Origin of the sequence: Achromobacter animicus, from assembly GCF_902859585.1 — a bacterium.
In the GTDB taxonomy this organism is placed as follows: Bacteria; Pseudomonadota; Gammaproteobacteria; order Burkholderiales; family Burkholderiaceae_B; genus Achromobacter; species Achromobacter animicus.
The window spans coordinates 231,251-250,400 of sequence record NZ_CADIJM010000001.1 but is presented as its reverse complement, the minus strand read 5'-3'; the positions used below and the strand labels follow the sequence as shown (position 1 = coordinate 250,400).

16 protein-coding genes are annotated in these 19,150 nt (G+C 65.3%); 1 reads left to right on the top strand and 15 read right to left on the bottom strand.

Annotation, left to right across the window (positions count from 1 at the left end):
* Positions 1–8: 8 nt before the first annotated feature.
* The 15 genes from ubiT to HV681_RS01020 all read right to left on the bottom strand — a co-directional run bounded on the left by ubiT (position 9) and on the right by HV681_RS01020 (position 17,656).
* The gene (ubiT, locus tag HV681_RS01090; protein WP_175121307.1) at positions 9–473 is read right to left on the bottom strand and encodes a ubiquinone anaerobic biosynthesis accessory factor UbiT; all 465 of its coding nucleotides are present in this window, start codon (positions 471–473) and stop codon (positions 9–11) included.
* A complete protein-coding gene (locus HV681_RS01085) occupies positions 470–1,369 on the bottom strand; it encodes a U32 family peptidase (RefSeq protein WP_424918463.1) in 900 nt (299 codons plus the stop codon). The genes ubiT and HV681_RS01085 overlap by 4 nt, the downstream gene beginning before the upstream one ends.
* Complete coding sequence (gene ubiU / locus HV681_RS01080; protein WP_175121306.1) at positions 1,360–2,376, bottom strand: ubiquinone anaerobic biosynthesis protein UbiU; 1,017 nt, start codon at positions 2,374–2,376, stop codon at positions 1,360–1,362. Before ubiU ends, HV681_RS01085 begins: the two co-directional genes overlap by 10 nt.
* 81 nt (positions 2,377–2,457) lie before the next feature.
* Positions 2,458–3,120 (bottom strand): response regulator, encoded by a 663-nt coding sequence (locus HV681_RS01075; RefSeq protein WP_175121305.1) that lies wholly within the window; start codon positions 3,118–3,120, stop codon positions 2,458–2,460.
* Positions 3,121–3,134: 14 nt separating this feature from the next.
* On the bottom strand, positions 3,135–5,072 hold the full coding sequence (locus tag HV681_RS01070; protein ID WP_175121304.1) for a type IV pili methyl-accepting chemotaxis transducer N-terminal domain-containing protein: 1,938 nt from the start codon (positions 5,070–5,072) through the stop codon (positions 3,135–3,137).
* Between the two features lie 93 nt (positions 5,073–5,165).
* Positions 5,166–5,663, bottom strand: coding sequence for a molybdopterin-guanine dinucleotide biosynthesis protein B (gene mobB, locus HV681_RS01065; protein ID WP_175121303.1), 498 nt, complete (start codon positions 5,661–5,663; stop codon positions 5,166–5,168).
* A complete protein-coding gene (locus HV681_RS01060; protein ID WP_175121302.1) occupies positions 5,660–6,325 on the bottom strand; it encodes a carbonic anhydrase in 666 nt (221 codons plus the stop codon). Before HV681_RS01060 ends, mobB begins: the two co-directional genes overlap by 4 nt.
* A gap of 1 nt (position 6,326) precedes the next feature.
* Complete coding sequence (gene moaA, locus HV681_RS01055; RefSeq protein ID WP_175121301.1) at positions 6,327–7,325, bottom strand: GTP 3',8-cyclase MoaA; 999 nt, start codon at positions 7,323–7,325, stop codon at positions 6,327–6,329.
* Positions 7,322–8,083 (bottom strand): peptidylprolyl isomerase, encoded by a 762-nt coding sequence (locus HV681_RS01050; RefSeq protein WP_175121300.1) that lies wholly within the window; start codon positions 8,081–8,083, stop codon positions 7,322–7,324. The genes moaA and HV681_RS01050 overlap by 4 nt, the downstream gene beginning before the upstream one ends.
* Before the next feature lie 22 nt (positions 8,084–8,105).
* Positions 8,106–8,789, bottom strand: a complete 684-nt coding sequence (narI, locus tag HV681_RS01045; protein WP_175121299.1) for a respiratory nitrate reductase subunit gamma — start codon at positions 8,787–8,789, stop codon at positions 8,106–8,108.
* An 18-nt stretch (positions 8,790–8,807) separates the two neighbouring features.
* Positions 8,808–9,455 (bottom strand): nitrate reductase molybdenum cofactor assembly chaperone, encoded by a 648-nt coding sequence (narJ, locus tag HV681_RS01040; protein WP_175121298.1) that lies wholly within the window; start codon positions 9,453–9,455, stop codon positions 8,808–8,810.
* Positions 9,456–9,470: 15 nt separating this feature from the next.
* A complete protein-coding gene (narH, locus tag HV681_RS01035) occupies positions 9,471–11,036 on the bottom strand; it encodes a nitrate reductase subunit beta (protein WP_175121297.1) in 1,566 nt (521 codons plus the stop codon).
* Positions 11,033–14,776: a nitrate reductase subunit alpha gene (locus HV681_RS01030; RefSeq protein WP_175121296.1), complete on the bottom strand. Its 3,744-nt coding sequence runs from the start codon at positions 14,774–14,776 to the stop codon at positions 11,033–11,035. Before HV681_RS01030 ends, narH begins: the two co-directional genes overlap by 4 nt.
* Positions 14,777–14,984: 208 nt before the next feature.
* Entirely contained in the window at positions 14,985–16,370 is a 1,386-nt protein-coding gene (locus HV681_RS01025; protein WP_175121295.1) for a NarK family nitrate/nitrite MFS transporter, read from the bottom strand.
* 26 nt (positions 16,371–16,396) lie between these two features.
* Positions 16,397–17,656, bottom strand: a complete 1,260-nt coding sequence (locus tag HV681_RS01020) for an MFS transporter (RefSeq protein ID WP_239212686.1) — start codon at positions 17,654–17,656, stop codon at positions 16,397–16,399.
* Between the two features lie 242 nt (positions 17,657–17,898).
* Here HV681_RS01020 and HV681_RS01015 point away from each other — a divergent pair, with 242 nt between their 5' ends.
* Positions 17,899–19,149, top strand: a complete 1,251-nt coding sequence (locus HV681_RS01015) for an NnrS family protein (RefSeq protein ID WP_175121294.1) — start codon at positions 17,899–17,901, stop codon at positions 19,147–19,149.
* Position 19,150: the final 1 nt, after the last annotated feature.

Genomic DNA, 19,150 nt, shown 5'->3' with positions numbered 1-19,150 from the left:
CAGAAAGGTCAGCCGCCCGCCCCGCTCCCGATCCCACCATGCACCGCGCTAATGCGCTGAAGCCATGCCGGCCGCGGCGCGGCATCAAGCCAGTTCTTGACGATCAATCCCAGTTCCGTATCGCCAGCGATACGCAGGCGGCGCTGAAAGAACAAGGTATCGGCATCGGTTTCAGCGCGCATGAGCGCCAGAAAATCGGCCAGCTTCGCGCCAAGTTCCAGTTCGGCGGCGGCTTGCGGCCCCTTGTTCCACAGCGGCCGGAAGGCGCCGTCGCGCACCACAAAGCTGCTGCGCAGCCCCAGGTCTTCGACGGTGATGGCAAAGGTGCGTCCGTTCAGTTCGGCGGGCGGTTCCAGCCACTTCAGGCGGCGGGCCAGTTCAAGTCCCGCGACAAAATGCAGGGACACGAAAGGTCCCGGCACACGCTTACCCAGCTTGGCCAGCATGGGCGGTAGAGTCAGGGCGGAGCTCATGCGGTGGCCTCCTGCAGGCCGATACCGGCCTGCCCGTAGTAGTAACCATTGCAGCGGCCAATGCCCGCGGGCGGCGAAACCGCATCGGGCTTGACGCCGCGGCGCGTGGCGTCAAGCGCGGCGATCGCTTCGAGTGTGCCCGCCGATTGCGGGCTGACACGCAGGACGTCGACGCCCATCCCCGCCAATTCCGGCGCTTCGGCCAACAGGTCCAGGCATGCGGCCGATTGCACCTGGATGCCATTGATCCCAAGAAATTCGCGCGATTCGCGGGTGCGCATGTCCAGGCCATCAGGGTGCTCGATACAGCGGAAGCCGCAGTCGTCCTTTTTCAGGCGGAAGTGCCGCGCCGTGAAGCAGCGCGCCGAAAACGCCAGCGCCATTCTTCCCCACACCATGACTTCGGCCTGCATGCCGGCGGGACGCTCGCACAGCAGCCGTTCCAACGTAGGACCGTCCATTTCAAGTGGAGCGACAAAGCGCACGGCGCCGCGGTTCGCCAGCCAGGTCAGCGTGCCGCCGTGATAGGCATTGACGTGCGGGCCGGCAACAAAGCCGCGGCCGCTCAGATGGCGCACTGCGCCCAGTTCGCCGGCCTCGACCATGAAGTCCTGCTGTTCGCATAGCTTCTTCAAGGCGCTGGCCTCGGCGCCGGTCTCGATCAGCGTGCGGCCCGACAGCACCACGGTCTTGCCCACCGCGCGCAGATCACGCGCCAGTTCAAGCCAGTCGTCGGCGCGCAGCTCGTGCCGCCGGCTACAGACCGTTTCGCCGATGTAGACGATGTCCGCCGGGCTTTCGGCGACGGCGGCGTAGAAATCCATGGTGCGCTGGCGCGGCCAGTAGTACAGCAAGGGGCCGACGGAAATCTGAAAGGGGATTTGGGTCATTTCCATGGGCGTTCGAAAGCGCCTTGTGTGACTTGTGAACCCTCGGCATGGCGCGCCAGCATGGCGTTCCATTCGGGGCGCGGAGAAAAGCGCGACGCGTCCGCATGCACGCTGTCCAGCGCGGCGCGCAGCGTGGACACCACCTGCGTGACATACGCCGGGCTGCGCTGGCGTCCTTCGATCTTGATGGCGGATACGCCCATTTCGGCCAGCTTGGGCAACAGAGCAATGGCGTTCAGGCTGGTGGGTTCTTCCAGTGCGTGGTCGGCTTGGCCGTCCACTTCGAACCGGCCCTTGCACAGCGTGGGGTACGCGGCCGGTTCGCCGGGTTCGTAGCGGTCGATGAGAATGCCGGACAGGCGCGCATCCATGCGGCCGTCTTCTTCGACCCAGCGCACCGCGTGCGCGGGCGAACAGACGCCCTTGTTGTTGGGAGAGTCGCCGGTGGCGTATGACGACAGCAGGCAGCGGCCTTCGGCCATGACGCACAGGCTGCCAAAGCCAAACACCTCGACCTCGACACTGACGTTGGCGCAGATGCGCGCTATTTCCGTCAGTGTCAGCACACGCGGCAATACCACGCGGCGGATGCCGAACTGTGCCTTCATGAGTTCGATGGCGTCGGTGTGGGTGGCCGAGCCCTGTACAGACAGATGCAGGCGCAGATCCGGATAGCGGTCGCTGGCGTAGGCCAGGAGGCCCGGATCAGCCATGATGACGGCGTCGGCGCCGAGGTCGTGGGCGGCATCGACGGCGGCTTGCCATTCGGCCATGCGGCCGGCCTGCACAAATGTATTGATGGCGAACAGCACGTGCCGGTTGTGGCGATGTGCCAGTTCGACGCCTGCGCGGATGTCGGCTTCGGTGAAATTGAGCCCGGCAAAGTTGCGGGCGTTGGTGGCGTTCTTGAGCCCGAGATAGACGGTGTCGGCGCCCGCTTCAATCGCCGCTTTCAAGGCGGCCAGACTGCCTGCCGGGGCCACGAGCTCTATGGGAGAGGTTCGAGTTTGCATGACGGCCAGTCTATGGGCCGCCCGTCCCCCGGGCCTTGTCGAAAATCAAACCGCGCGGCGCGCGCGGCGGCTTTTATAGGACTATTCCTCGGTGTACAGGCCGCGCTCGACCGCATACACCGCAACCTGCACGCGGCTGGTCAGATTGAGCTTTTTCAGCACGTTCTGCACATGGATCTTGACGGTGCTTTCGCTGACATCCAGTTCGCGCGCAATGACCTTGTTGCTGGCCCCGCGCGCCAGCCATTGCACGATCTGCGTTTCGCGTGCGGTAAGGCGGTGACGTTCCGCGGTGCCGGGTGGCGGCGGCGTCTGGCTGGCCTGTCCCCGGAACTGCTCGACCAGCTTGGCCGTCATGCTGTCCGCAATGACGGCTTCGCCGTTGGCGGCGCGGCGGATGGCGGACACCAGGGCGTCCGCGTCGATGTTCTTGACGAGGTAGCCGCGGGCACCGTCGCGCAGCGCCTGTCCAAGCTCGTCGGCTTCTTCGGACACGGTCAGAATGATGACCGCGCACGTGGGTAGATCCTGCGTCAGGAGCTGCAGCGTTTCCAGCCCCGACAAGCCGGGCAGATTCAGGTCCAGCAGCACGACGTCGGGTTTGAGTTCCTTGGCGCGCTTCAGGCCCTCGACGCCGTCCCCGGCCTCGGCAACGACCTCGAAGTCGGGCTGGCGCTGCAGCAGCAGGCGGACACCGGAGCGGAACAGGGTGTGGTCGTCGATGAGCAGGATGCGGATGGTCATGATGGGCAAGGATGTCAGGCGGCCTGGCGCTCGGCGCCAGGCAAGGTGAGCGCCACGCGCGTGCCGGCGCCGGGCTGCGATTCGAGTTTTATCACGGCGCGCATACGAGCGGCGCGCTCGCGCATGATGTGCAGGCCAACGTGGGATTCGCCGCGCTCGGCGACGTCGGCGGGATCATACCCCTGCCCGTCGTCGGCAATCAGCAGAGTGAAATCCCGGCCGTTTTCCACGGCGATGCGCACACGGCTGGCCTCGGAATGCTTGCGCACGTTGGACAGCGCTTCCTGCAGGATGAACAGCACCTGCAGTTGCTGCTCGGGCTGCAGCGGCGCGCCTTCGCCTTGGCTGAATGTCAGATCCGTGTCGATGGCGGTCTGGCGGCGGAAACGCGCCACCGTGTCTTCAATGGCCGCCTGCAGGTCGCCCTGCGACAGCTTGCTGCGGAAGTTGGTCAGGAGTTCGCGCACGTCCTGATAGCTTTCGTCTACGCCGGTGCGCAGCAGCGGCAGGATTTCGCTGACTTCTTCTTCGTCGCCGCGCTTGATGGCGGCATCGAGCATCTGCAATTGCAGGTTCAGGAAGTTCAGCCCTTGCGCCAGGCTGTCATGCAGGCCCTGCGCCACCAGCCCGCGCTCTTGCACCACGGCCAATTGGCGCGCCTGCGCGCTGAGGCGCCGGTTGTCCAGCGCCACTCCCAGGTGCTGCCCCAGCGTTTCCAGCAGCTGCGACTCCGACGCCAGCAGGCGGCGCTGCGTGCGGAAATGCAGCGAATACGACCCCAGGACTTCGTCGCGCGTCACGATTCGGAACACCGCCACGCTGGCAAAGCCGTCGCGCTGACAGTTCAGATCCATGTCGGGCGGCGACTGGCGGAAGTCCTGGATGACGATGACGCCAGCCTGGCGGGTGGCGACGCCGCAATAGCAGTCGTCGACCTTCATGCAGTGTTCGGATTCGACCAGATCGTCGGACAGGCCCACCGACACCACGAGGTTGAGCTTTTCGTTGTTGGGGTCCAGTGCGCGGATGCTGCCCGCTTCCGCATCGAACTGCAGCATGACGCGGCGCAGAAAGCCATCGCACATGGCCTCGATTTCATTGGGCTGGTTCAGGAACGCGGCCATGTCGTAGAGCGCACCGATGTCGCGGTTCTGCGCGGCAAGCTGCGCCGTCTTCTGTTCCACCCGCTGTTCCAGGCTGGTGTACAGGTCTTGAAGTTCGTCTGCCATGCGGTTGTAGCCGCGCGCCAGTACGCCGAACTCGTCCTGGCTTTCCACCGGGAGGCGGGTGCTGAATTCGCGGTCGGCCATGCGCTGCAGGCCGTCGCGCAGGCGCAACACGGGTGAAATGATCCACAGATACAGCAGGTAGATCATGGCAAGCGTGCCCGCGCTGGCAATTGCCGCCAGCACGCCCTGCGACAGGCGCAGCGACGTGGTCTTGCCGGCGTTGTCCTGTTCGATCATGCGCACCAGCGTATCGGCGCGGGCCACGAACTCGGGCAGCGTTTCCAGGTAGCTTGACGCATCCGGCTGGCCGATGGAACGCAGGGCCGCCGGCTTCATGATGTCGCGCCAGTATGCAGCCACGTCGTGCCACTGGGCGCGGATGGCGTTGTCGTTGGGAATGAAAAGCGGCCGCGCGGGATTGCCCCGCGCCAGCCGCGCGATGGTCTCGTCCAGAATCGCGATCTGTTCTGTGGTGCGCACTTCGCGCCCGGCTTGCTGCCGCATCAGCTCGACGGCGACGCGGTTGGCCCGCATGCGCAGGCTGCCGGTATCGTTGATGGCCGCGCCCGCGCCTTCCAGTTGCCAGGACAGCCACAGCGTCCAGCTGACCATGGACAGCACGACGATCAGCGCCAGCAGTGAACTTGCTACGATGCGCGTGGACAGGCGGTGCCGGGGCGAAGGCAGCGCGTCGGGTTGGGCGGCGGTATCGGTGGACTTCATGAATGTCAGGGCTGGAAGCGCAGTTCGGGTGTCAGTGTAGTCGCTTCCCGCCAGCAATCCGGCGCACGCGTGCCCATTGCGTCACTCACGCGATCAACGCAGTCCAAGCGTGCGGCACAGAAAATCCGCCACCTGGGCAGGATCGTTCAGCGGCAGGCAGGGCAAGTCGATGTCCAACGGCGCGTCGGTCACGACCGCCAGAAATGCAGGGTCTTCCGTGTGCAGGGGCGGTTTGCCCAACGCCGGGCGATAGACCTCGATGCGCGGGATCGCGGCCTGCTTGAAGCCTTCGACCAACACCAGATCGGCGGGCGACAGGCGCGCCAGTTGCGCCTCCAGGGTGGGTTCCGGCGCGTCGTGCAGCTCGTGCACGATGGCATACCGGTACGGCGAGGCGATCATGACCTCCTGCGCGCCGGCAGTGCGGAATCGCGCGCTGTCCTTGCCCGGCGGCTCCATCTGGAAGTCGTGATGGCTGTGCTTGATGACGTTCACGCGCAGGCCGCGGGCGCCAAGCAGCGGCAGCATCGCTTCGATCAGGGTGGTTTTGCCGCTGCCGGAGCGGCCGGCGATACCGAATACAGGAGTCATACGAGGGCAGGTTCCGTCAGCAAGGGGCACACGATGGGCAAAAACGTGTCTGCCCGCGGGGAGTATGCCAGCAAAGCGCCCGCCACCAGGTCGAAGTACCAGCCATGCAGTGACAGGCTGCCCGCGTCGACCGCCCGCCGCACGAAAGGCAGGTCTTCAAGATTGCGAAGGGAAATCAGGATCGAAGCCTGTTCGCAGGCGCGCCGGCGCTCTTCTTTCGAGGCATCCGGCATCTGCCGCAGCACCTGCTCGCGCGCCGGTTCTGCGATGTCCATCCAGCGTCCCAGATAGTCGGTTTCACCGTCGCGGCGGATGCGCCGTTCCATCAGGGCGCGGATGCCGCCGCATTGCGCATGGCCCAGCACGATGATGCGGCTGACCTGCAATTGCTCGACCGCAAACTGGATGGCCGCCAGGACGCCCTGCAGGCCGCGGTCCTTGCTGCACGGCGGCACCAGATTCGCCACATTGCGCACGGTGAAGATGTCGCCGGGATCACACCCCAGCAGCATGGCTGGATCCACCCGGGAATCGCAACAGCCGATCAATAGCGTGCTGGGATGCTGACCGTCGCGCAGATTGCGGTACAGCATTGGTGCGTCTTCGTAGTATTGCTGCTGAAAGCGCTGGAAGCCGCCGACGAGTCGTTCAAGATCTTGCATATCAGCCTCCCGTTTGCGCCATGAAGCGCACGATGCGTTCGGGCCGGGCGTTGAAGTCATGGCGTTCCGGCTTGGCCGCGATGCCTACCCGGATGGCCTGGATAAGCTCGGCGTCGCTGGCGCCCGCGCGCAGCAGATGTCCGAGCGGCACCTGGTCTTCCTGGCCCAGGCACAGATACAAGGTGCCATCCACGCCCAGCCGCACGCGGTTGCAGGTGGCGCAGAAATGGCGCGACATGGGTGTGATGACGCCCAGCACCGGCGCGCCCTGCCCGCTTGTCCAGTAGCGCGCCGGGCCGTTGCGGGATTCGGACAACGACGGCACCAGGCCAGCATCGGCCGCAAGACGGGCGCCCATCGCGTTCAGGTCGGTATGCGTATAGCCGCGACCGCATTCGCCCATGGGCATGGGTTCGATCAGCCGCAGCACGAAGCCCTGCTCCACGGCATACGACAGCAGGCGGCGGACTTCGGATTCCGGCGTGGCCGCATGCACCACGCTGTTGAGCTTGATCGGCGAAAAGCCGGCTTGCCGCGCCGCCGCCAGCCCGGCCAGCACGGAATCCAGACAGTCGCGCCCGGTGATCTGCGAGAACGCCGCGGCGTCCAATGTATCCAGGCTGATGTTCAGGCGGCTCACGCCGGCTGCGCGCAGCGACTGGGCATGGCGCACAAGCTGGGTGGCGTTGGTGGACACGGACAGGTCGCGCAGTCCGGGCATGGCGGCGATGGTGGCGGCCAGCCCGGCCACGCCCTTGCGCAGCAGCGGTTCGCCGCCGGTGAGTCTGACCTTGGCCACGCCCAGGCCCACGAACAACCCGACCAGCCGCGCCATTTCGTCGTGGGACATCCAGTTGGCCGGCGTCTCGAAGCCCTTGAAGTCCTTGGGCAGGCAATAGCTGCAACGCAGATCGCAGCGATCGGTGACGGAGACGCGCAGGTAGTCGATGCGGCGGCCGAAGCCGTCCGCTAATACGGCAGGGGCTGGCTCGTCCATCATGCGGCGCTCCCGGCAAAGACCCGTTCGGGTTCGCCGTCGTCCAGGTCAATGCCGGAGATCTTGGCGCGCCCGACCAGCAGCTTGGTGTATTGCCGCCAGGCGGTGTCGCGGCTCATGGTGGTGAGCGCCGTCGCAATCTGCTTTGCGACGTGCTCGTAAGGCAAGAGGCGGCCTTCAACGCGGCGCGTGACGCGCACGATGTGCAGGCCATGCCGCGTTTGCAGCAACTGCGGCAGCAGCCCGCCCGAGGGCAACGCAAACACCGCGCGTTCGAACTCGGGCACGGTGTCGCCGCGGCCGAGTTGACCCAGGTTGCCGCCCACCGCAGCGGACGGGCAATTGGACTGCTCGCGGGCAACCTCCGCGAACCGGGAGGGATCGGCCAGCAGCTCGGTCAGCACCACGTTGGCATGCGCCTTCAACATGTCCAGGTTCACGTCGGGCGTGACCTGGAACAGGATGTGGTCCGCCTCGACCAGTTCACCCACCATGAAGCGCTCGGGGTGCATCTGATAAAAGCGCCGGCACGCCTGGTCGTCGGCTTCGGGCGCCGGCGCCTGGCTGGCGAGCAGCGCGCCGATCGCGCTTTCCTCGTCGGACAAGTCCAGACCTTGCCGGCCGGCCTCGTCCAGCAGCACGCGCCGCAGCACCAGGGCCGTGACGGCCTCGCGCATGGGATTGCCGGCCTCGGCGTGCAAGGGAAGTTCACGTTCCAGATCCGCGTCGTTCAGTTCGACGCCATTGACGATGACAGGCATGTTCGGCTCCTAAGACAGTGGATCAGCGCGGACGGACGAGTTGCCAGGCGCGGCCCAGGTAGCCGATCGACGCAAAGCCGCTCCAGACGTGCACCAGGCGGGTGAACGGGAAGATCACGAACAGCGTGAGACCCATGAACAGGTGCGCCTTGAAGAGCAGCGGCACGCCGGCGATGTAGCTGGCGGCGTCGCCCTGGAACGTGACGATGTGCTGCGCCCAGGTCATCAGGTGCACCATCATTTCGCCGTCCATGTGGCCGGCCGACAGCACGATCGTGGACAGGCCCAGCAGCAGGGTCACCAGGATCCAGAGCAGCAGGATCTTGTCGCCCGGCCGGGTGGCGTGTGCAATGCGCGGATCGGTCAGGCGGCGGTGGATCAGGATCAGGAGGCCGATCAGGCACAGCCCGCCCATCACGCCGCCGGCCACCATGGCGACCATCTGCTTGAGCGAGTGCGAGACGCCCAGCGTGTCCCACACGACGACCGGAGTCAGCAGGCCGGCCAGATGCCCGAAGAACAGGCCGATGATGCCGATGTGAAAGAGGATGTTGCCCAGCCGCAGCTGGCCGCGGTGCAGCAGTTGCGAGCTGTCGGACTTCCAGGTGTATTGCTCGCGTTCAAAGCGCGCCAGGCTGCCGAGCAGGAAGATGGTCAGCGCGATGTACGGATAGATGCCGAAAAGAAACTGATTCAGGGAGTTCATGATGCGTCGTCCTGAGCATTAATGAGTCGCGGCGGAACGGGGATGGAAGTGCACGGGCTGTGCGCCGCCTCCCGAGAACGGCCGTAGCAGCGGTTCCACGCCGTCCGGGCCGGCCCCGAAAGCCTCCATCGCCTCGTCCATGTCGCGCACGGGCGCCTCGGTCTGCACGCGCGGAATCACGCGGGACTGGGCGCGCAGCACGGCAAAGATGCAGGCATAGGAGCTTTCGCTCTTGGCCAGGCGCGCCCCGATGGCGGCCAGCACGTGGATGGCTTCGTCCAGCAGTTCCTGGGCTGTGTCGGGGTCAATGACGCCCAGGAATTCCAGGAAAAGCGGCACGTGATCCGGCAGTTCGGACACGACGGGTTCGAAACCGTGCTGGCGGTAGGTCTCCAGCAAGTCCACCATGGCTTGGCCGCGGTCGCGGCTTTCACCGTGCACGTGTTCGAACAGGTGCAGGGAATGCGAGCGGTTGCGGTCAAAGGTGGCGACGTAGTTCTCTTGCAGGGGAATCAGGTCGTTCGAGGCCAGGTAGCTCACCAGGGGCTGGAGGGTCTCTTCGGCGTCCGGATAGGCCGCGAGGGCCTCTTCCAGTTCGCCCAGGTAGTCCAGCAGCTCCGGCTCGGGGTAGCACAGCATGGCGGAAAGCAGTCGGTACAGGCTCATGATGTTTTCCTTTGCTTAAGCCGAAACGGCCTTCTTGCGCGACTTGGGCATCTCGATGAAGATTTCGCTGCCCTGGGGCTTGCGACCGAACAGAGTGCCTTCCGACACGCCGCCCGAGCAGCCGTTGCCAAACGTGAAGCCGCAGCTTCCCTTCTCGTTGAAGCTGTCCTCGACCACTTCCTTGTGGCTGCTGGGCACGACGAAGCGGTCTTCGTAGTTGGCGATGGCCATGATGCGGTACATGTCCTGCACCGTTTCCTCGGTCAGGCCTACCTGGTCCAGCAGGGCCGTGTCGCGTTCGCCGTGAACGGTCTCGGACCGCTTGAATGCGCGCATGGCCAGCATGCGTTCCAGCGCTTGCAGCACCGGCGCTTCCTTGCCGGCGGTCAGCAGGTTGGCCAGGTAGCGCACGGGGATGCGCAGCGTGGACACATCGGGGATCATGCCGCTCTTGCCGACGGTGCGCTGGGGCATCTTGCCCGATTCAGCCGCCGTCTGGATGGGCGACAGCGGCGGGATGTACCAGACCATGGGCAGCGTGCGGTATTCCGGGTGCAGCGGGAAAGCGACCTTCCATTCGACGGCCATCTTGTAGACGGGCGAATTGCGCGCAGCTTCCAGCCACGATTCCGGGATGCCCTGCTCGCGGGCCGCGGCGATCACCTCGGGCGAGTGCGGGTCCAGGAACAGGTCGAGCTGCGACTGGTAGAGGTCTTGCTCGTTCGCGGTGGATGCGGCGTTCTCGATCTGGTCGGCGTCGTACAGCAGCACGCCCAGGTAGCGGATGCGGCCCACGCAGGTTTCCGAGCACACGGTCGGCTGGCCGGCCTCGATGCGCGGGTAGCAGAACGTGCACTTCTCGGCCTTGCCGCTGTTCCAGTTGTAGTAGATCTTCTTGTACGGGCAGCCCGAGATGCACATGCGCCAGCCGCGGCACTTGTCCTGGTCGACCAGGACGATGCCGTCGTCTTCACGCTTGTAGATGGAGCCGGACGGGCAGCTGGCGACACAGGCCGGGTTCAGGCAGTGTTCGCACAGGCGCGGCAGGTACATCATGAAGGTGTTCTCGAAGGTCGAGTACATCTCCTTCTGCACGCCTTCAAACAGGGCGTCGCGGCTGCGCGAGCTGAATTCGCCGCCCAGGTCGTCTTCCCAGTTGGGGCCCCAATGGATCTTGTCCATCTTCTTGCCCGTCAGCACCGACACCGGACGCGCGGTGGGCGGCGTCTGCGACAGCGGCGCGTTCTTCAGATGCTCGTAGTCGTAGGTGAACGGCTCGTAGTAGTCGTCGATGGCGGGCAGGTTCGGGTTGGCGAACAGGTTGGCCAGGATGCGCAGCTTGCCGCCTTGACGCGGTTCCAGCTTGCCGGCGGCCGTGCGGCTCCAGCCGCCCTTCCACTTTTCCTGGTTTTCCCATTCCTTCGGATAGCCAATGCCGGGCTTGGTTTCCACGTTGTTGAACCAGGCATACTCGACACCGTCGCGGCTGGTCCAGACGTTCTTGCAGGTGACCGAGCAAGTGTGGCAGCCAATGCACTTGTCCAGGTTCAGCACCATGCCGATTTGGGCGCGTATCCTCATGATTGCTTCTCTTCTTGTTGCAGTTCTTCGACGAGCGGGCCTTCCAGCCAGTCCACCTTCTTCATCTTGCGCACGACCACGAATTCGTCGCGGTTGGCGCCCACGGTGCCGTAGTAGTTGAAACCGTAGGCCTGCTGGGCGTAGCCGCCGATCATGTGCGTGGGCTTGAGCACCGTGCGCGTGACCGAGTTGTGGATGCCGCCGCGCTTGCCGCTGGTTTCAGCGCCCGGCACGTTCACGATCTTTTCCTGGGCGTGGTACATCAGGCACATGCCGACCGGCACGCGCTGGCTCACGACCACCCGGGCGGTCAGCGTGCCGTTGACGTTGAACACTTCGACCCAGTCGTTGTCGACCAGACCGGCCTGCTTGGCCTCGGCTTCGGACACCCACACGTGGGGGCCACCGCGGCTCAGGGTCAGCATGCGCAGGTTGTCCGAATACGTGCTGTGGATGCCCCACTTCTGGTGCGGCGTAATCCAGTTCAGGACCAGTTCCTTTTCGCCGTTGGGGTACTTGCCCAGCATGGGCGCAACCGTCTTGGTGTCGATGGCGGGCTTGTACACGCACGAGCCTTCGCCAAAGTCCAGCATCCAGCGGTGATCCTGGTAGAACTGCTGGCGGCCCGTCAGGGTGCGCCATGGGATCAGTTCATGGACGTTGGTATAGCCGGCGTTGTAGCTGACCTCTTCGCTTTCCAGGCCAGACCAGGTGGGCGCCGAAATGATCTTGCGCGGCTGCGCCTGGATGTCGCGGAAGCGGATCTTGTCGTGCTCGCGGCCGACGGCAAGGTGCGTGTGGTCGCGTCCGGTGATCTTGCCCAGCGCTTCCCACGCCTTGACCGACACGTGGCCGTTGGTTTCCGGTGCGAAGGTCAGGATCATTTCAGCGGCGTCGATGGCCGTGTCCAGACGCGGACGGCCCTGGCTGACGCCGGCTTCGGTGACGCTGTCGTTGATGCCGGCCAGCTCGTGGACCTCGTGCTGCGTGTTCCAGTTGATGCCCTTGCCGCCGTTGCCCAGCTTGTCCAGCAACGGACCCACCGACGTGAACTTGCGGTAGATGTCGTTGTAATCGCGTTCAACCACCGTCATGGACGGCGCGGTCTTGCCGGGGATCAGGTCGCATTCGCCCAGCTTCCAGTCCTTGGGTTCGAAGGCCTGGCCGAGTTCTCCCGGGGTGTCGTGCATCAGCGGGGTCAGCACCAGATCGCGGCGCTTGCCGAGGTACGGACCGCCGATGTCGGTGAACTTCTTGGCGAGCAGCTTGTAGATTTCCCAGTCGGTCTTGCTTTCCCAGAGCGGCTGCACGGCTTCGCTGAGCGGGTGGATGAAGGGGTGCATGTCGGACGTGTTGAGGTCGTCCTTTTCGTACCAGGTGGCCGTGGGCAGCACGATGTCGCCGTACAGGCACGTGGTGCTCATGCGGAAGTCCAGCACCGTCAGCAGGTCCAGCTTGCCTTCGGCCGCGTCGTCCTCGTAGGTGACTTCGGTGGGCTTGATGGCATCGCCTTCATCGCCGAACACCGCGTTCTGCGTGCCCAGCAGGTACTTCAGGAAATACTCGTGGCCCTTGCCGCTGGAGCCGAGGATGTTGGAGCGCCACACGAACATGTTGCGCGGGAAGTTGGCGGGATCGTCCGGGTTTTCGCAGGACATGCGAAGGTCGCCCGACTTCATCTGTTCGACCGCGTGGGCGATGGGATCCTTGCCCAGGCTGTCGGCCTGCGCCACCACGTCCAGCGGATTGGTGCGCAGCTGCGGGGCCGACGGCAGCCAGCCCATGCGCTCGGCGCGGGCGTTCAGGTCGATCATGCTGAGTTCGCCGTACTTGGCGCGGTCGGCGGTGGGGCCGAGCACTTCCTGCACGTTCAGCTTTTCGTGGCGCCATTGGCTGGTGTGGGCGTAGAAGAACGAGGTGCCGTTCATCTGGCGCGGCGGGCGGACCCAGTCCGCGGCGAACGCCAAGGGCGCCCAGCCGAACTGCGGACGCAGCTTTTCCTGGCCCACATAGTGCGCCCAGCCGCCGCCGCTCTTGCCGACGCAACCGCACATCATCAGCATGTTGATGATGCCGCGGTAGATCATGTCCATGTGGTACCAGTGGTTCAGGCCGGCGCCGACGATGACCATGGACTTGCCTTCGGTGTCGTGCGCGTTCTGGGCGAATTCGCGCGCCACCTGGATGACCTGCGCGCGCGGCACGCTGGTGTGTTTTTCCTGCCAGGCGGGGGTGTAGGGAACGTCGTCGTCGTACGAAGTTGCGACGTTGCCGCCGCCCAGGCCGCGATCGAGGCCGTAGTTGGCCATTTGCAGGTCATACACCGTGGCGACCAGCGCCTCGGTGCCGTCGGCCAGGCGGATGCGGCGGGCGGGCACGTTGCGCACGAGAAGTTCGTCGTGTTCGCTGCCGAAGTACGGGAAGCCCACGCCGACCACGTCGTCCGACTGGCCCAGGAGGGTCAGCGTCGGGACGATTTCGCGGCCCGAACCGCCGTCCTTGGATTCGAGGTTCCAGCGGCCAACCTTTTCACCGTCGTTGACGGCGCCCTCGCCCCAGCGGAAACCGATGCTGCCGTTGGGCGCGACCAGATCGCCGGTGGACTCGTCCAGGACCAGCGTCTTCCAGTCGGGGTTGTTCTGTTCGCCGAGCGCGTTGTCGAGTTGCGAGGCGCGCAGGAAGTGGTCAGGGGCGTAGAAGCCGTCGCGTTCCTTGAGCTGCACCAGCATCGGCATGTCGGTGTAGCGGCGCACGTAGTCCGTGAAGTAGGCCGACTTGCCCGAGAGGTGGAATTCCTTGAGGATGACGTGGCCCATGGCCATGGCGAGCGCGGCGTCGGTGCCCTGCTTGGGCGCCAGCCAGATGTCGCCGAACTTGACCATTTCGCCGAAGTCGCTGGACACGGCCACGGTCTTGGTGCCCTTGTAGCGGACTTCGGTGTAGAAGTGCGCGTCGGGGGTGCGGGTCTGCGGGACGTTCGAGCCCCAGACCATCAGGTAGGTGGAGTTGTACCAGTCGGCCGATTCGGGCACGTCAGTTTGTTCGCCCCAGATCTGGGGGCTGGCGGGGGGAAGATCGCAGTACCAGTCGTAGAAGCTGAGGCAGGCGCCGCCCAGCAGGCTCAGGTAGCGGGCGCCGGCGGCGTAGCTGACCATCGACATCGCGGGAATCGGCGAGAAGCCGATCACGCGGTCGGGACCGTACTTCTTGATGGTGAGCGCGTTGGCGGCAGCAATGATTTCGGTGGCGGTGTCCCAATCGGCGCGGACAAAGCCGCCCAGGCCGCGCACCGACTTGTAGCGCTTGGCGCGCTTGGGATCCTGGCTGATCCATTCCCAGGCGGCGATGGGATCCATGGTCTTGCGGGCTTCGCGCCACATCTCGATGAGGCGGCCGCGGATCATGGGGTACTTCACGCGTTGCGCCGAGTACACATACCAGCTGTACGAGGCGCCGCGCGGACAGCCACGCGGCTCATGGTTGGGCAGATCGGGACGGGTGCGGGGGTAGTCGGTCTGCTGGGTTTCCCAGGTGATCAGGCCGTTCTTGACATAGACCTTCCAGGAGCAGGAGCCGGTGCAGTTCACGCCGTGGGTGGAACGCACCACCTTGTCGTGCTGCCAGCGGGCGCGGTACGCGTTTTCCCACTTGCGGTCCTCGTTGACGGTTTCGCCGTGACCGTTCGCGAAGGTGGACTTCACCCGCGACATGAACTTCAACCGGTCCAGAAAATGACTCATTGTGTTTCTCCAAGAACGCCGGCCTGGCCGGCGCGTACTGCGATCAATGCTGTTGAAGCAACTTTAGGACTGGGCTGTCTGGCGGACCATTCGCCGGTGGCACAACCCGGGTTCGGCAGAGTGACTAGTTATCCGCGTAGACCGAACTAGTCGCGCGCCGCCGGCCGCACCGCGCGCAACGCGCGGACCGGCCGGCGTATCGGGCAGATCAGCACGGCACGGGGGCATTGCGGCGCGCGTAGAACCACCAGGTGATCAGCATGCAGGTGGCGTAGAAGGCGATGAAGCAAACCAGCGCGGTCTGTACGCTGCCCGTCATGTCGAGCGACGTGCCGAAGCTGCGCGGGATGAAAAAGCCGCCGTAGGCCCCGATGGCGCCGGAAAAGCCCAGCACGGCGGCCGATTCCTTGGCTGCTTCCGTCATCGCCTGTTTTTGCGCGGCCGGGCCCTTGCCCTGCGCGGCCTGCGTGCGCTCACGCAGGAAGATCACGGGGATCATGCGGAACGTCGAGCCGTTGCCCAGGCCGGTCAGCGCAAACAGCACGATGAACATGGCGAGGAACCCGTTGAAGTCGCCCAGCCGGCCTTCGCCAGGCAGGAACACCATGACTCCCGCCACCGCGGCGATCATGGCCGCGAAGGTGAACAGCGTGACCCGGGCGCCGCCCAGCTTGTCGGAGATCCAGCCGCCCACGGGACGCGTCAGCGATCCGACCAGCGGTCCCAGGAAGGCGTATGCCATGGGATTGACCGTGGGAAACAGCGTCTTGGTCAGCATGGCGAAGCCCGCCGAGAAGCCGATGAACGACCCGAACGTGCCCACGTACAGCCAGCACATCAGCCAGTTGTGCTTGCGCTTGAAGATGACGGCCTGGTCGGCGAACGAGGCGCGCGCATCGGCGATGTCGTTCATGCCGAACCACGCGGCGATGGACGCCAGCGCGATGGGGATCACCCAGATGAAGCCCGCGTTCTGCAGCCACAGGTTCTGCTGCGTGCCATTGGCGTTGATGACCTGGGGTTCGCCGCCGGCGACGCCAAACACGCCCATCGTGATGACAACCGGCACCACGAACTGCACCAGCGACACGCCCAGGTTTCCGATGCCGGCATTCAAGCCCGTGGCCAGGCCTTTCTTTTCCTTGGGAAAGAAGAAGCTGATGTTGGCCATGCTGGAGCTGAAGTTGCCGCCGCCCAGGCCGCACAGCAGCGCCAGGATCAGGAGCGTGGGGAACGAGGTGGTGGGGTCGCGCAGCGCGAAGCCCATGCCCAGCGCCGGAATCAGCAGCGAGGCGGTGGAGATGGCCGTCCACTTGCGCCCGCCGAAGACGGGCACGAGGAACGAGTAGAAGATGCGCAGCGTGGCGCCGGACAGCGCGGGCAGCGCCGTCAGCCAGAACAGCTGGTTCTTGGACAGCATGAAGCCGGCGCGGTCCAGGTTGACCACGACCACGCTCCACAGCATCCAGATGCTGAACGCCAGCATCAGCGCCGGGATCGAGATCCACAGATTACGGTTGGCGACGCGCGCGCCGGTCTGTTTCCAGAAGCCGGGGTTATCCGGCTCCCAGCGCGCAAGGACTTGAGTGGACATGAGGTTCTCTCAGGATGGTGGGTGGGTCAGGCGGCTTGCTGCCGCGCGATGGCCGCGCTTTCGGGCCGGAAACTGAAGTGCATGAAGATGAGCGAGACGCAGACCGTGCCGTACAGCAGCATGAAGGCGCTGGAGCGGATGCCGGTCAGGTCGAGCAGGACGCCGAACATGATGGGAAGAATGAAGCCGCCCAGGCCGCCAGCCAGCCCGACGATGCCGGACACGGCGCCGATGTTGTCGCTGAACTCGTCAGAAATGAACTTGAAGACGGAGGCCTTGCCGATCGCCATGGCGATGCCGACGATGAACAGCAGGATGGTGAAGGTGACCGGACCGAGCGCGATGCCGAAGGAACGCGGGCCGCCGGCCGTCATGACGGTGAATTCGGTTTGCGGATAGCTCAGCAGGAAGAACGCGACCCAGCACACCCACATCACCCACCACGTGGTCTTGTAGGCGCCGTAGCGGTCGGAGATCCAGCCGCCCACCGCGCGCAGCACGCCGCCGGGCAGCGAGAAACATGCGGCCAACAGCGCGGCCAGCTTCATGTCGAAGCCGTATTCGCCGATGTAGTACTTGGTCATCCACAGCGCCAGGGCAACGTAGCCGCCGAACACGACCGAGTAGTACTGGCAATAGCGCCAGACGCGCGGGTCCTTCAGCATGGCGAACTGGGCCGACAAGGATGCGCCGCCCGCAACGCGGTGCGAGGGATCGGACGACGAGAACATCCAGAACAGGATTGCGGTGACCAGCAGCGCCACGGCGTACACCTGCGGCACGATGACCCAGGATCCGGCGGCCGCGGCGATCAGTGCGGGCGCCACGAACTTGGTGATGGCCGAACCCGAGTTGCCGGCGCCAAAGACGCCCATGGCCAGGCCCTGCTTGTTGCGCGGGAACCAGCGCGCCACGTAGGGCGTACCCACCGAGAACGAGCCGCCGGTCAGGCCGACGAACAGCGCCAGCACCAGGAACTGCCAGTATTCCGTGGCGTACGACAGCAGCCAGATCGGCACCACTGCCAGCAACATCAGCACGAAGAACACGGGGCGGCCGCCGTAGCGGTCGGTCCAGATGCCCAGCGGCACGCGCACGAGGGAACCGGTCAGGACCGGCATGGCGGCCAGCAGGCCGAATTGCGTTTCAGACAGGCCGAGCTGGGTTTTTATGGGAATGCCCAGCACGGCGAAGATCATCCACACCGCGAAACAGATGGTGAAGGCAAACGTACTGGATATCAGGACCCGCATCGGCGCGCCGGCCGAGGATTGATGTGCTGCCATGGTTGGTCTCGCTTTTTGCTGACAAATGCGTATGTGGGTAGCCTAAGGAGGCCACCCTTCCCTCACCATTCCCCAGCCGACCAAAGGGCCATTTCCGAAGTGCCTAGTCATGCGGGTGTTCCGGACAGCCTTGCGCTGGATCAAGCAGGCAAGTCGCGCCCGGATGCCGCCAGCAGTAATATGTATTTCAAATACACGTTCAAACCCGCAACGCGGCGCACCCTGCGCGCACTGGCTACATCATGAGCACCCTGCTTTCCATTGAAGAACCCGCAAAGAAGCCGCGCCCCGCACCGCCCGAATGGCGCGCTTTCACCGAAATGGGATTTCGCCCGCTGTACCTGGCGGGCTGCTTTTGGGCCCTGTTCTCCGTGCTGCTGTGGGTGCATGCGCCGGCGCGCCTGACCGGCGTGCTGAACGGCATGTTCTGGCACGCGCATGAAATGCTGTGGGGCTTTGTCGCCACCATTGCTGCGGGGTTTCTGCTGACGGCGGGCGCCAACTGGACGGGCAAGAATCCGCTGCGCGGCAACCCGCTGGCGGCCCTGTGCGGGTTATGGATCGTAGCGCGGGTGGGCTATCTGGCGCCGGGCCGCCCGGCATTCGCCATTGCGGCGGCTGCCGATCTGCTCTTCTTTCTGTGGGCGGCCGGGGCGCTGGGACGCGCCGTCGCGGTGACACGCAACCAGCGCAACTATGGCGTTCCCTTGCTGCTGCTGGCGCTCGGCGCGACCAACGGGCTGTATCTGTGGGCGACGGTACAGGGCGATTACGTCACGTTGATGCGCTTTTTCAATGCCGGCCTGCTGTCGATGGCCGTGCTGACTCTGCTGATCGCCCGGCGGGTCATGCCCTTCTTCGCCAAGCGCGCCGTCGCGGGCCTGGACATCCCTCCCCATACCAAGAGCGGCCATTGGCAGCTCGGGTTCGGCGTCATTGCCATCGCCTGCCTGCTGGGCGGGGTGCAGCAAGTAGCCGCGGCGGCGTTGGCGGCCAGCGGCGTGATCGCGCTGGTGCAGTGGGTGTCCTGGAAGCCGTGGGCCGTGCGGCGCGTACCGCTTCTGTGGATTCTCTATGCCGGGTATCTGGGCCTGGGCATCGGGCTGCTGGTCGGCGCGGCGCAATTGGCGGGCTTCGTCGTCCGGCAGGCGTGGCCGGCGCACGTGATTGGCGTGGCAGGGTTTTCCGTGCTGATCCTGGGCATGGTGACGCGCACCGCGCTGGGCCACCTGGGCCGGCCGCTGCACACGGACCGCAGCATGGTCGTGAGCTACGCGCTGATGATCCTGGCGGCATTGCTGCGGCTGGCGGCGCTGTTGCCCACCGCCGCAACACTGGGACTGCTGCATGCGTCCGCCACCGCGTGGGCGCTGGCGCTGGGACTGTACCTGTGGCGGTTCTTCCCAATGATGATCCGGCCGCGCGCGGATGCGGCGGCCAAGCAGGCCGCGCCGGTCATGCGGGTGATGCCGGTGTCGCGGCCGAAAGGCTGAG